The organism is Streptomyces noursei (assembly GCF_001646665.1).
In the GTDB taxonomy this organism is placed as follows: domain Bacteria; phylum Actinomycetota; class Actinomycetes; order Streptomycetales; family Streptomycetaceae; genus Streptomyces; species Streptomyces lavendulocolor.
This window is the reverse complement of record NZ_LWBU01000317.1, coordinates 1-380: the sequence shown is the minus strand read 5'-3', so window position 1 is coordinate 380 and position 380 is coordinate 1. Positions and strand designations below refer to the sequence as shown.

The following is a 380-nucleotide window of genomic DNA, read 5'->3' as shown; positions in this document are numbered from 1 at the left end:
CCCGCCCCGATCCGATCCGCCCACGCCGGCGCGGCGACCAGCACGAACTCCTCGTCCATCAGCGGCGTCGCCACCAGCGCCCGGCCCCGCGGCCGGTACGTCGCGATCACCAGGTCGTGGTGGCCCGCCCGCCCCGCTCGGCCACCGGCGCCGCCAGCGCGGGCAGCACCCGGACGCACAGCAGCTCGGCCTGCCCCGCCAGCCGCACCGGCTCGGTGTCCCCACCCGCCGACCTGCCCGTCCCCCCCTCCACCGCCCCCAGCGGCTCCGCTACCCCCGCCCCCTCGACGGCCCTCCTGGCCGCCGGCCGCGACGCGCCCAGCCACGCCGCGCGCCACCTCCGGCTCCGGCGCCGGCTCCACGCGCGCCCCCTGCCGGCG

General features: G+C 82.1%; 1 pseudogene. It reads right to left on the bottom strand.

The annotated features are described in order from the left end of the window. Positions 1–280 (bottom strand): annotated as a pseudogene (locus A4V12_RS35510) (LysR family transcriptional regulator); the annotation flags it as partial. Positions 281–380 lie beyond the last annotated feature (100 nt).